This window comes from Streptomyces exfoliatus, from assembly GCF_000725545.1.
In the GTDB taxonomy this organism is placed as follows: Bacteria; Actinomycetota; Actinomycetes; order Streptomycetales; family Streptomycetaceae; genus Streptomyces; species Streptomyces exfoliatus.
This window is the reverse complement of sequence record NZ_JNZP01000002.1, coordinates 79020-90592: the sequence shown is the minus strand read 5'-3', so window position 1 is coordinate 90592 and position 11573 is coordinate 79020. Positions and strand designations below refer to the sequence as shown.

Genomic DNA, 11573 nt, shown 5'->3' with positions numbered 1-11573 from the left:
TCGCATCGAGTGGGGCGGGGGAGACGCCCGGACCGGATTGTCACTGTAGGCCGGTAGAGTGACGGACCGTGACAGCGCGACCGTTGAAGGAACTGGTGGAGCCCGGCTGGGCGGAGGCCCTGGGCCCCGTCGCGGGGCGGGTGGCCGAGATGGGCGACTTCCTGCGTGCGGAGATCGCCGCGGGCCGGACGTATCTGCCGTCGGGGCAGAACGTCCTGCGGGCCTTCCAGCAACCCTTCGACGAGGTGCGGGTGCTGATCGTCGGTCAGGATCCCTACCCGACGCCGGGGATGGCGATCGGACTGAGCTTCGCGGTCGCGCCCGAGGTCCGCTCGCTGCCGGGAAGCCTGGAGAACATCTTCCGGGAGCTGCACACCGACCTCGGCATGCCGCGGCCCTCGAACGGCGACCTGACCCCCTGGACCCGCCAGGGCGTCCTGCTCCTCAACAGGGCGCTGACCACGGCTCCCCGCAAGCCGGCGGCCCATCGCGGCAAGGGCTGGGAAGAGGTGACCGAGCAGGCCATCCGCGCCCTCGCCGCCCGGGGCAAGCCGCTGGTGTCGATCCTGTGGGGCCGCGACGCGCGCAACGCCCGCCCGCTCCTCGGCGACCTGCCGGCGATCGAGTCCGCGCACCCCTCCCCGATGTCGGCGGACCGCGGCTTCTTCGGCTCCAGGCCCTTCAGCCGCGCGAACGAACTGCTCCTGAAGCAGGGCGCCCAGCCGGTGGACTGGCGCCTGCCCTGACCCCGGGACCCCGGCCGTGAACCCGGGGCCACGGTGCTCCAGGGCACCCGTGGCCCCCGGCTCAGATCACGGCCGCCCGGACGCACAGCACGTCCGGCAGGTGCTCGGCCAGGAGTCGCCAGCTGTCGCCGTCGTCCGCGCTGGCGTACAGCTCGCCGTTGCGGTTGCCGAAGTAGACGCCCGCCGGGTCCGCGTCGTCCGTGCACAGCGCGTCCCGCAGCACCGTGCCGTAGTGGTCGCCCTCGGGCAGCCCCCGTACCAGCGGCTCCCAGCTGGCTCCGGCGTCGGTCGTGCGGTAGACCCGGCAGCGGCGGCCGGCCGGGACCCGGTCGGAGTCCGCGGTGATGGGGAAGACGTACGCCGTGTCCGGCCGGTGCGGGTGTGCGGCGACCGCGAACCCGAAGTCGGAGGGCAGCCCGGCGCCGATGTCGGACCAGCTGGCCCCGGCGTCGTCGCTGCGGAACACGCCCCAGTGGTTCTGGAGGTAGAGCCGGTCCAGGTTGCCCGCGTCCTGGGCGATCTTGTGCACGCACTGCCCGAACTCCGGGTTCGGGTCCGGCAGGAACACCGCCGACACGCCCTGGTTGGAGGGCTCCCACGCGGCCCCGCCGTCCCGGGAGCGGAACACCCCCGCGGTGGACACCGCGACCGTCACGGCCTCCGGGTCGCGCCGGTCGGTCAGGACCGTGTGCACGGCCTCGCCGCCCCCGCCCGGCACCCACCGGGAGCGGGTCGGGTGCTCCCACAGCGGGCGGACGAGCTCGAAGGACTCCCCTCCGTCCGTCGACCTGAAGAGCGCCGCCGGCTCCGTCCCCGCGTACACGACGCCGGGAGAGTGGTGCGGTGCCGGGTGCAGCTGCCAGACGCGTTCGAGGGAGGCCCCGGTGTCCTCGGGGAACCTGACCGCCGGGCGCGCCGGTTCGGTCCAGGTCCTGCCGAGGTCGTCGGAGTGGAAGACCGACGGCCCCCAGTGGGCGCTGTCCCCGCCCACGAGCAGGCGCGGGGCCGGTCCCCTGGTGTCGATGGCGACCGAGTAGACCGCCTGCGAGGGGAAGGCCGGATCGTCGAACTCCCACCGGTCGTCGCGCCTTCGGCCGATGAAGAGTCCCTTGCGGGTGCCTACGGTGAGGAGTACGTCGGGCATGACTGCGACCTCCAGGACGCCGTTGTCGCGGATACGGGCCAGTCTGCACCCGGCCACTGACAACGGCTCCCGGACACTCCCGCGCCCGCGTGGCCGGTCGCTCGGATCATGCCCGATCCGAACGACCGGCCCTAGATCGCCCAGGCGTACGGCGCCGGAGTCGCGGGAGCCTCCGCGCCGAGGTCGCGGGCGGCGCGACGGGCCCAGGAGGCGTCGCGCAGCAGCTCGCGGCCGAGGAGGACCGCGTCGGCCTCGCCGTTGGCGAGGATCTTCTCCGCCTGGTCGCTCTCGGTGATCAGGCCGACGGCGGCCACGGGCAGTCCGGTCTCCGCCTTGACGCGGGCGGCGAACGGCACCTGGTAGCCGGGGCCCACCGGGATCTCGGCCGGTCCGCCGTTGCCGCCGCTGGAGACGTCGAGGAGGTCGACGCCGTGGTCGCGGAGCAGGGCCGCGAACCGTACGGTCTCGTCGACCGTCCAGCCCTGCTCCTCCAGCCAGTCGGTGGCCGAGATGCGGAAGAAGACGGGGAGTTCCTCGGGCCACACGGCCCGGACGGCGTCGACGACCTCGAGGGCGAGGCGGGTCCGGTTCTCGAAGGAACCGCCGTACGCGTCGGTGCGGTGGTTGCTGTGCGGGGAGAGGAACTCGCCGATGAGGTAGCCGTGGGCGCCGTGCACCTCGACGACCTCGAAGCCGGCGTCGAGGGCGCGCCGGGCGGCGTCCGCGAACTGTCCGGTGATCTCCCGGATCGCCTCCACGGTCAGCTCGGTCGGCACCGGATGGCCCTCGGCGAACGCGACGGGGCTCGGTCCGACGGGCTGCCAGCCGGGGCCGCCGTCGGGGACGGGCCCGCGGCCCTCCCACGGGCGATTCGTCGAGGCCTTGCGGCCCGCGTGGCCGATCTGGATGCCGGGCACCGTGCCGTGCTCCTTGAGGAAGGCGGTGATCCGGCGCAGACCTTCGGTCTGGGTGTCGTTCCAGAGGCCGAGGTCCGCGGGGCTGATCCGTCCCTCGGGGGCGACGGCGGTCGCCTCGACCAGGATGAGTCCGGTGCCGCCGGTGGCCCGGGAGGCGTAGTGGGCGAAGTGCCAGTCCGTCGCCACGCCCGCGTTCGGTCCGGTCATGTCCGCCGAGTACTGGCACATCGGCGCCATCCAGACCCGGTTGGGCACGGTCAGGGACCGCAGGGTGTAGGGCTCGAACAGGGCGACGCTCATGACGGACTCCGTTTCGGGATGCCTCGAAGGACCCTTGTACGATACCCGTCGTAGTACGGCGTCTGTCAAACTACGAGGGTTCTCGTACAATGGGCCGCATCCCGGATGAAGTGGAGCCGCCGCCATGACGACCGCCACCAGCCCCCGCGCCCTCGAACACCCCCCGCGCGACCGGATCCGTCTCGAAGCGGTGCTGCACGCGCTCTCGGACCCGGTACGCCTGCGCATCGTGCGGGACATGGCGCGCGAGGCCACCGAACTGAGCTGCTCGTACTTCGACCTCCCGGTGACCAAGTCCACGACGACGCACCACTTCAGGGTGCTGCGCGAGAGCGGCGTCATCCAGCAGATGTACCGCGGGACGGCCAAGCTCAACGCCCTGCGCGGCGAGGACCTCGACGCCCTCTTCCCCGGCCTCCTCGACGCCGTCCTGGCGGCCGCGGACGCCCAGGCCGCCCGCACGGAGGGGGCGGCCTGAAAACACGCCCTAGGGCCCGAAGGGGCTCTGCGGCGGCGGGTCCTACAGCGACCGCATCCTGTTGATCTCCGAGGTCTGCTGGGCGATCACGTCGTTCGCCATCTCCTCCACGAGGACGTTGTTGCCCTCGCTCAGCACCTCGGCCGCCATCGTCACCGCCCCCTCGTGGTGCGTGATCATCAGCTTCAGGAACAGCTCGTCGAAGGCCTCGCCCTTCGCGCTCCCCAGCTCCTTGAGCTGCGCCGCGGTCGCCATGCCCGGCATCGAGTGATGGTCGTGACCGGGCTGTTCGCGCGGGCCGCCGTTGTTCTTCAGCCAGCCCTCCATCGCGCTGATCTCCGGCTGCTGGGCCGCCGCGATCCGCTCGGCCACCTTCTTGACCTGTGAGGATCCCGCCCGCTGCGGGGCCAGCGCCGTCATGGTCAGAGCCTGTCTGTGGTGCTCGATCATCATCTGCGTGTAGCGGAAGTCGGCGCTGTTCGGGCTGTCGTCGGGCAGGAGCCGGGCGGCCTCCTCCGGAGATATCCGCCGGGCCGGTTCGCCCGGTTTCCCCGGCGCCACCACCGTGGTCCCGGTCGACGCTCCCGCCTCGGGGGCGGTCTCCGGCCCCGACTCGCAGGCGCTCAGGGCCAGTACGGCGACGGCGGACAGGGCCACGGCGACGACGGCACACTGACGGCGGATCAACAACGCGACCTCCAGGGTTCTTGCGGTGAGTGTGTCCGTTCCTAGCACTTTTCGCGGGGCGTCCGAGCAAAAACCTTCATTACATCTGCGTTGCCATCTGTTGAGATGTGCACGGCAAGGAAGATACTGCCGCTGTCCAACACCCGTTCAAAGCTGAACGGATACAAGGGAGGACGGAGTGACCTCGTTGCGTACCCCGCGTACCACGACCATCACGCGAGACCCGCGTGCACGGCTCAGACGCCTGGGCGTGGCATCAGCCGCGGCCGGAATGCTCGCCACGTTGTTCGTGGCCGGCCCCGCGTCCGCCACACCCGACCCCGGAGACAACCCCGTCCAGGGCAAGGTCTCCTCGGAGCAGGCGGCCGACGCGCGCTCCGCCATCCAGAGCGGCGAGATACCCGGCGTGGACGAGATCGTCCACAGCCCGAACATCGAGCACCTCGTGAACATCCCGAAGGACGCCCTCAAGGGCACCAACTCGGACCTCGCGTTCCAGGGCAAGTACGCGTTCGCCGGCAACTACGACGGCTTCCGCATCTTCGACATCAGCGACCCGAAGGCCCCGAAGACCGTCGCCCAGGTCCTCTGCCCCGGATCCCAGAACGACATCTCCGTCTCCGGGAACCTCGTGTTCCTCTCGACGGACTCCTCGCGGAGCGACAACTCCTGCGCCAGCACCTCCCAGCCCGCCTCGGTCAAGGACTCCTGGGAGGGCATGAAGATCTTCGACATCAGCGACATCGCCAACCCGAAGTACGTGGCCGCCGTCGAGACCGCCTGCGGTTCGCACACCCACACGCTGGTGCCCAAGGGCAAGAACGTCTACGTGTACGTCTCCTCGTACTCGCCCAACGCGGCGTTCCCCGACTGCCAGCCCCCGCACGACGGCATCTCGGTCATCAAGGTGCCCCGCAAGGCGCCCGAGCAGTCCGCGATCGTCAGCTTCCCCGTCCTCTTCCCGGGCGAGGGCCCGGACGGCGGCGGCAACCCGGGCGGACCCACCAACCCGGGCGTCTCGAAGACCACCGGCTGCCACGACATCACGGTGCTGCCGGAGAAGAACCTCGCGGCCGGTGCCTGCATGGGTGACGGCATCCTCTTCGACATCGAGGACCCCGAGCACCCCCGGGTGATCGACCAGGTCCAGGACAACGTCAACTTCGCGTTCTGGCACTCCGCCACCTTCAACCAGCGGACGAACAAGGTCGTCTTCACCGACGAGCTCGGCGGCGGCGGCGGGGCCACCTGCAACGCCGAAGTCGGCCCGAACCGCGGCGCCAACGGCATCTACGACATCGTGGGCAAGGGCAAGAAGCGCGATCTCGTCTTCCGCAGCTACTTCAAGATCCCGCGCCACCAGGCCTCCACCGAGAACTGCGTCGCCCACAACGGCTCGCTGATCCCGGTCAAGGGCAAGGACCTCATGGTCCAGGCCTGGTACCAGGGCGGTGTCTCCGTCTGGGACTTCACCGACTCGGCGAAGCCCAAGGAGATCGCCTACTTCGAGCGCGGCCCGGTGTCCGCCACCACCATCACGACCGGTGGCTCGTGGTCCGCGTACTACTACAACGGCTACATCTACTCGAACGACATCGCCAAGGGCTTCGACGTGCTGAAGCTCTCCGACCCCCGTACGGACCCCGCGAAGCGGGTCCGCATGGACGAGCTCAACGTCCAGACGCAGCCGAACTACTTCGACTTCGACTCGACCGACGACTGACCCGGGTCCTGACGACCGGCTGACGGCCTGATCGCCGGCGTGCCGCCGGGCGGACCCCCGTCCGGCGGCACGCCCGCCTCCCAGTCCAGGCCGTACCGGTGGAACAGCTCCGCGCGCAGCCGCGCGAGCGGCATCCTGGCGCCCGGCAGCAGCACCGCCACCACCGCGCCCATCAGGAGGGCGCGCAGCAGCGGATAGTCGGTGTCCACGTCCTCGGAGCCGTACCGGGTGACCGTGTCCCGCAGCAGGGACGCGAGGCGCTGCTGCTCCTCGCACTGCACGAACCCCTCGGCCTGCAGGATTCCCGCCATATGGGTCCGCATCAGCGTGGGGCGCTCCATCGCGAGCCCCAGGATCGCGTCGATCGCGCGGGCCAGCCGCTCGCGGCCGTCCTCCGTGCGCGGTTCGCGCTCCAGCGCCTCCTCCAGGGTGAGGTGCATCAGACGGTGCACCGCCGCCTGGAGGAGCTGCCGCTTGCCGGGGAAGTAGTACGAGATCAGCCCGCGCGCCGTACCGGCCCGCTCCGCGATGTCGCCCAGCGTGGTCGCCTCGTACCCGCGCGTGTCCACCAGCTCCACCGTGGCCCGCAGAATCCGCTCCCGCGAACGGCGCCGCAGCTCTTCATTGACCGATGGGCTACGCGGGGACATGCTGGACTCCTGCGTTGACTGGCTGCCGGCCAATATACTCGGCGCATCCGGTCGGCATGCCCGCGTGGCAGACCGCCGGGGATGCCGTCTGTTCTGGGCGACACGGGGGATCGTCCAGAGCAGACGGCTTCATCATGTCCTTTCCATTCTGCTCCCGCCGAGCCCGCCGAGCCCGCCGTCCCGAAGGCCTGCCGTCCGGGCCCCACGCCGTTCGCTCCAGCGGTACGTCAGGACCGCCACGGCCACACAGCACCAGCCCAGCAGCCAGCCCCCGAGCACGTCCGTCGGCCAGTGCACACCCAGGTAGAGCCGGGTCCAGCCGGCGCCGAGGACCGAGACGAGCGCGACGCCCGCGAGCGCGCCCCAGCCGCGCCACCCGGGGCGCCAGCGCAGCGCGAGCACCCAGAGCAGCAGCCCGCAGGCCACCATGGCCGTCATCGCGTGCCCCGAGGGGAAGGCGGCGTACTGTGCCGAGTCGACCGGGTCGGGCCACCGCGGCCGCTCCCGGTCCAGCAGCGCCTTCACCCCCTGCTGGAGCGCCGCGGCGAACAGCATGGTCCCGGCCAGCCACAGGGCCGTGCGCCGTTCCCGCCGCCACCACAGCAGCACCGCGGTCGCCGCGGCCAGGGCGCGCATCGTCCACGGGTCCCACACCCAGTCGCTGAGGATCCGGTGGAGTCGGGTGAGCCAGGGGCGGGCGACGGCCTCACGGTGCAGGGACTCGGCGACCGACAGGTCGAAGGAGAGCAAAGGCGCCCACCCCACGGCCACGAGCACGAGTAGCGGAAGGGCCAGGGCGCCGGAGATCACCGCGGAGGAGCGCATACATCGATCCTGCCTGATGACCTGCCCCGAGTGATCCTCCGCGCGCGCCCTCCGCGCGCCGCCGCACCCGAATCCGCCGAGGCGCGCACCGCCATCCGTTGCTATCCCAGCGCGCTGAGCGCAGGGACGAAGGCCACGAGCACCGGGACCACCGGTACCAGGGCCGCGGCCGCGGTGAGCCGCAGTCGGCGCCCCGCGGTGAGCCGGGGCGCCGCGGTGAGCAGCCGGTTCACCCGCTGGGGGAGATCCGCGTACGGGGCGGGGCCGGGCCCGAACACGCCCCGGTCCTCGTTCAGTCCGACCAGGGCGAGCGCGATCGTCAGCCGCCCGAACCGGCGCGAGGCCACGTCGTCGGCGGCCAGCTCCACGAGCCGGTGCATCTCCTCGCGGAAGGCCGCGAAGACCGGGATCCCGGGGAACCCGGCGGCCAACGCCGCCGAGGAGTGCAGCAGCCAGTCGTGCCGGGCGCGGGCGTGACCCTGCTCGTGCGCCAGGACCGCGTCCAGCTGACGCCCCTTCAACCGCCGCAGCGCCGCGGTGGTGATGACCAGCCGGGACGTGGTCCCCGCGAGCCACCAGGCGTCCGCCCGCTCGCCCTCCAGGACCACGAGACGCTCCTCGCCGGGCTCCTCCCCGGGCATCAGGGGGGCGCGGACGAGCAGATCGCAGCGGCGCTGCCTGCGCCGGGCGCGGGCCCGGCCGATCTCCCGGCCGAGCATCGCACCGGACCAGACGCCGCCGGCCGCGAGGACCACGGCGAGGACCGCGGACCAGGGGCCGGTCGTCCCCAGCTCGTACGCGTCGACCACCGCGCGCGGGGCGGGCGCGAAGACCTGCCCGCGCACGGCCTGCCAGGCGGTCGACGCGCTGAACGTCATGGAGAGCGCGAAGCTCAGCAGGACGGCGGCGACCACGCACTGCCACACCCAGAGGGCCACCACGGGTTCTCGCTCGACCCAGTCGGCCCGTGACAGCAGCCGGGGCGCGGCGAGGGCGGTCAGGACGCCGAGCAGGAACAGCGCGAGGGAGACCCACATGGGCGTCACCCTATGAGCGCGGTACGGGTCGGGGGTATGGCCTCGGGCCCCAAGTGACGTACGCCACGGTTTCGTTGCCCGTGCAGCCGTGCAGCCGTGCAGCCGTGCAGCCGTGCAGCCGTCCAGCCGTCCGCCGCCCTACCGACCCACCGCTCTCACAAGGTCACCAACATGGCCAGCATGGCGAGCGCCATCGACAGCCGGCAGGCGAGCGCCAGCTCGGGCCGAGTCGCCCAGGCCGGCCCCGGACCCGGCCCCTGTCCCTGCCCGGGGCCACCGGCCCTCGCCGTCCTCACCGTCGCGACCGGTGCGAGTCTCGCGCCCGCGTGCAGCACGTACACCACGTAATAGAGGAGCAGCCCGCCCGTGACGACGGGTATGCCGCTCGTGGTGCCCGGCGTGTGCCCCGTGTGCGCCCCCGTGGCGGGTGACGCCATCGCCACCGCCATGTAGACCATGGCGAGCGAGCCGACCAGATGGTGCAGATGGTGACCGCCCCGCCGGACCGTGAACAGGCCGTGCAGCGTGGCGCCGCCGAACACCGCCGCGTACACCGCCCAGCCCCAGGTCGGCGGCGTGAGCACGGCCGCGGGCAGCGCCATGGACGCCATCCCGAATCCCATCACCGCCTCGCCGCCCGCCGCCCGCCGCTGCTCCCCGGCGCACACGCGCATCCGCAGCAGGCAGTACACCCCCGTCGCCGCGCACAGCGCGACCATGAGCCACCCGGACAGAGCCGGTCCGTGCACGGCACACCTCCCCCTCGACGCCGTACCGTCCCCGGAGGAATGCCCGGCGCCGGTCGTGCGCACGCGGGCGCACGGGCGCGCGGAGGCGTACGAAGGGGAGTGAACGGCGCCCGACTAAGCTCGGGACGGTCGCGTTCGGCGACCGTCAGTACCCGAGGGGAGCCCCGTTCACATGGACACCGCCACGTCGCAGGAGACCGGCCGGATCAGCTACCGCGACGCGGTCCTGGGCGACGTCCCGGCACTCGTCCCGCTCGTCCAGTCGGCCTACCGGGGCGACGCGAGCCGGCGGGGGTGGACCACCGAGGCACACCTGCTCCAGGGACAGCGCACCGACCCCGACGGCGTGGCCGCCGTGATCACCACGCCCGGCAGCCGGCTCCTGGTGGTCGAGAGCGACGACGAGATCGTCGCCTGCTGCCAGCTGGAGGACCGCGGCGAGGCCGCCTACTTCGGCATGTTCGCGGTCCGGCCCGAACTGCAGGGCGCGGGCCTCGGCAAGCTGATCATCGCGGAGGCGGAGCGCCGGGTGCGCGAGCTCTGGGGCGCGCGGGAGATGCACATGACGGTGATCTCCGTGCGCGAGGAGCTGATCGCCTGGTACGAGCGGCGCGGCTACCGGCGCACCGGCCGGATGTCCCCGTTCCCGTACGGCGACGAGCGGTTCGGCGTACCGCAGCGGGACGATCTCGAGTTCGAGCTCCTGGTCAAGCCGCTCGGCTGACCGGGGTGGCGGAAGGGCGGCTTCGACCCTGACTGACAGGAAAAACTTCTGTCGAACGGGGGGTCGCGCAGGATAATTTCTCTTGCCCCTCTTGTGGTGGGGAACCGTGGATGGTTACGGTGTCTTGACGCGAGGTTCTCCTGTGGAGGAAGAGGCATGACGGAAATTCTTGTGCAGGACGTGATCGGTGAGGGGATATTCACCGACGCCCGGGTGATCGACCACCCCGCCTGGCCCGAGCTCAAGAATGCCGTGGAGGAGATCCGCTCCTGGCAGAGCGCCGACGGCTCCATCGACTTCGAGGCCGAGGGCGCGCCCGCCCGCTCCCTGGCCGAGCTGACCCTCGACCGCGTCATCGCCGCGGTCGAGCAGCTCTCCCCGCTCGTCCCGCACGACGGCGCGTACCACCGCGCTGTCGTCTCGGACCTGCGCAAGTGGGGCGAGAGCGGCTTCACGGTCCCGGACTTCCTGGACTCGCTGCTCGCGTTCCAGCCGGCCGCCGACCGCAGGGACGGGCTCCAGCACCTGGTGCTCTTCCCGATGTACACGCAGAACGGCAACCTGGACCGCAACCTCGAAGCCGTCGTGCTGCGCATGGTGTGGCCGGAGTGGCTCTCCGAGCTGGAGCGCACCCGCTACGACAACCCGCTCTTCTGCGGCATCACCTTCGAGGACTTCACCGCCGGGTACGACACCAACTCGGCCGTCCTCTTCCCGGAGACCATCGCCGTCCGCGAGGCCCCCGAGCGCTTCACCTGGGGTGGCATCTTCTGCGACCGAGAGGCCGCCCGCTTCCGCAAGGTGACGGAAGCCGCCGTCGACATCCTGGGCATCCAGCTGCCCACGGACATCGCCGCCATGATCGACGACCAGGCCCGCTGCGAGCAGGCGTTCGTGCTCTGGGACATGGTCCACGACCGCACCCACAGCCACGGCGACCTGCCCTTCGACCCCTTCATGATCAAGCAGCGCCAGCCCTTCTGGATGTACGGACTCGAAGAGCTCCGCTGCGACCTCACCGCCTTCAAGGAGGCCGTGAAGCTGGAGTCCGAGGGCAACGCGCACGGCCGCGACGTGCAGTACGCGGTCCTCTTCGACCGGATGTTCCGCTTCCCGCTCTCCGGTGACCGCAACCGCAACTACGACGGTCTCGGCGGCCAGCTCCTCTTCGCGTACCTCCACAAGCACGAAGTGGTGCGCTGGACGGACAACACCCTCAAGATCGACTGGCAGCGGGCCCCCGAGGTCACCAACCAGCTCTGCGCCGAGATCGAGAAGCTCTACCGCGACGGCATCGACCGCCCCAAGCTCGTCCACTGGTTCAAGGCGTACGAGCTCGTCTCCACCTACCTCGCCCCGCACCCGGGATCGAAGTGGGCCAAGGGCCCCGACGCCCTCGACCTCTCGCTTCCGCCGCGCAAGCTCGTCGACGACGTGCTTCCGGACGAGTTTCCGCTCAGCATGTTCTTTGAGGCCCTCGCCAAGAAGCTGAAGGGCGTGATCGCCGAAACCAAGGGCATCACCGCCGCCGACGTCTCTGGGACCGAGCGGGCCGCCGCGTGAGCACGCGTACCGAGGACACGGAGGAGGCGT

12 protein-coding genes are annotated in these 11573 nt (G+C 71.3%); 5 read left to right on the top strand and 7 right to left on the bottom strand.

Annotated elements, in window-relative coordinates; translation table 11 throughout:
- Window positions 1–68: 68 nt before the first annotated feature.
- A complete protein-coding gene (locus tag IO20_RS0103590) occupies window positions 69–746 on the top strand; it encodes a uracil-DNA glycosylase (protein WP_030546211.1) in 678 nt (225 codons plus the stop codon).
- 61 nt (window positions 747–807) lie between these two features.
- Here the strand turns inward: IO20_RS0103590 and IO20_RS0103585 are convergent, their stop codons facing one another.
- Together IO20_RS0103585 and IO20_RS0103580 are read right to left on the bottom strand one after the other, a co-directional pair.
- On the bottom strand, window positions 808–1890 hold the full coding sequence (locus IO20_RS0103585; RefSeq protein ID WP_051874274.1) for a WD40/YVTN/BNR-like repeat-containing protein: 1083 nt from the start codon (window positions 1888–1890) through the stop codon (window positions 808–810).
- A gap of 131 nt (window positions 1891–2021) precedes the next feature.
- On the bottom strand, window positions 2022–3107 hold the full coding sequence (locus tag IO20_RS0103580; protein ID WP_030546215.1) for an NADH:flavin oxidoreductase/NADH oxidase: 1086 nt from the start codon (window positions 3105–3107) through the stop codon (window positions 2022–2024).
- A 124-nt stretch (window positions 3108–3231) separates the two neighbouring features.
- Here IO20_RS0103580 and IO20_RS0103575 point away from each other — a divergent pair, with 124 nt between their 5' ends.
- The gene (locus IO20_RS0103575) at window positions 3232–3585 is read left to right on the top strand and encodes an ArsR/SmtB family transcription factor (RefSeq protein ID WP_030546217.1); all 354 of its coding nucleotides are present in this window, start codon (window positions 3232–3234) and stop codon (window positions 3583–3585) included.
- Window positions 3586–3627: 42 nt separating this feature from the next.
- Here IO20_RS0103575 and IO20_RS0103570 read toward each other — a convergent pair whose 3' ends face one another.
- Window positions 3628–4275 (bottom strand): DUF305 domain-containing protein, encoded by a 648-nt coding sequence (locus IO20_RS0103570; RefSeq protein ID WP_106978511.1) that lies wholly within the window; start codon window positions 4273–4275, stop codon window positions 3628–3630.
- Window positions 4276–4543: 268 nt separating this feature from the next.
- Between IO20_RS0103570 and IO20_RS0103565 the strand changes: the two genes are divergently transcribed.
- Window positions 4544–5995 (top strand): LVIVD repeat-containing protein, encoded by a 1452-nt coding sequence (locus IO20_RS0103565; RefSeq protein ID WP_245684862.1) that lies wholly within the window; start codon window positions 4544–4546, stop codon window positions 5993–5995.
- On the opposite strand, the gene IO20_RS0103560 is transcribed toward IO20_RS0103565, so the two are convergent.
- The 4 genes from IO20_RS0103560 to IO20_RS0103545 form a co-directional block, all read right to left on the bottom strand.
- The gene (locus tag IO20_RS0103560) at window positions 5965–6645 is read right to left on the bottom strand and encodes a TetR/AcrR family transcriptional regulator (RefSeq protein WP_030546230.1); all 681 of its coding nucleotides are present in this window, start codon (window positions 6643–6645) and stop codon (window positions 5965–5967) included. The two genes, IO20_RS0103565 and IO20_RS0103560, sit on opposite strands and share 31 nt — an antisense overlap.
- A gap of 132 nt (window positions 6646–6777) precedes the next feature.
- The gene (locus tag IO20_RS0103555) at window positions 6778–7470 is read right to left on the bottom strand and encodes a phosphatase PAP2 family protein (RefSeq protein ID WP_078945831.1); all 693 of its coding nucleotides are present in this window, start codon (window positions 7468–7470) and stop codon (window positions 6778–6780) included.
- Window positions 7471–7571: 101 nt separating this feature from the next.
- A complete protein-coding gene (locus IO20_RS0103550) occupies window positions 7572–8507 on the bottom strand; it encodes a M56 family metallopeptidase (RefSeq protein WP_030546234.1) in 936 nt (311 codons plus the stop codon).
- A 155-nt stretch (window positions 8508–8662) separates the two neighbouring features.
- Complete coding sequence (locus tag IO20_RS0103545) at window positions 8663–9256, bottom strand: DUF5134 domain-containing protein (RefSeq protein WP_030546235.1); 594 nt, start codon at window positions 9254–9256, stop codon at window positions 8663–8665.
- Between the two features lie 172 nt (window positions 9257–9428).
- Here IO20_RS0103545 and IO20_RS0103540 point away from each other — a divergent pair, with 172 nt between their 5' ends.
- Window positions 9429–9980, top strand: a complete 552-nt coding sequence (locus tag IO20_RS0103540) for a GNAT family N-acetyltransferase (protein ID WP_030546236.1) — start codon at window positions 9429–9431, stop codon at window positions 9978–9980.
- Between the two features lie 156 nt (window positions 9981–10136).
- On the top strand, window positions 10137–11543 hold the full coding sequence (locus IO20_RS0103535) for a DUF6421 family protein (RefSeq protein ID WP_030546237.1): 1407 nt from the start codon (window positions 10137–10139) through the stop codon (window positions 11541–11543).
- Window positions 11544–11573: the final 30 nt, after the last annotated feature.

Excerpts from the sequence above, each read along its gene's own strand:
- IO20_RS0103555 (WP_078945831.1), bottom strand. The coding sequence starts at position 7,470 with ATGCGCTCCTCCGCGGTGATCTCCGGCGCCCTGGCCCTTCCGCTACTC.
- IO20_RS0103535 (WP_030546237.1), top strand. The coding sequence starts at position 10,137 with ATGACGGAAATTCTTGTGCAGGACGTGATCGGTGAGGGGATATTCACC.
- IO20_RS0103565 (WP_245684862.1), top strand. The coding sequence starts at position 4,544 with ATGCTCGCCACGTTGTTCGTGGCCGGCCCCGCGTCCGCCACACCCGAC.
- IO20_RS0103550 (WP_030546234.1), bottom strand. The coding sequence starts at position 8,507 with ATGTGGGTCTCCCTCGCGCTGTTCCTGCTCGGCGTCCTGACCGCCCTC.
- IO20_RS0103575 (WP_030546217.1), top strand. The coding sequence starts at position 3,232 with ATGACGACCGCCACCAGCCCCCGCGCCCTCGAACACCCCCCGCGCGAC.
- IO20_RS0103540 (WP_030546236.1), top strand. The coding sequence starts at position 9,429 with ATGGACACCGCCACGTCGCAGGAGACCGGCCGGATCAGCTACCGCGAC.
- IO20_RS0103560 (WP_030546230.1), bottom strand. The coding sequence starts at position 6,645 with ATGTCCCCGCGTAGCCCATCGGTCAATGAAGAGCTGCGGCGCCGTTCG.
- IO20_RS0103585 (WP_051874274.1), bottom strand. The coding sequence starts at position 1,890 with ATGCCCGACGTACTCCTCACCGTAGGCACCCGCAAGGGACTCTTCATC.
- IO20_RS0103580 (WP_030546215.1), bottom strand. The coding sequence starts at position 3,107 with ATGAGCGTCGCCCTGTTCGAGCCCTACACCCTGCGGTCCCTGACCGTG.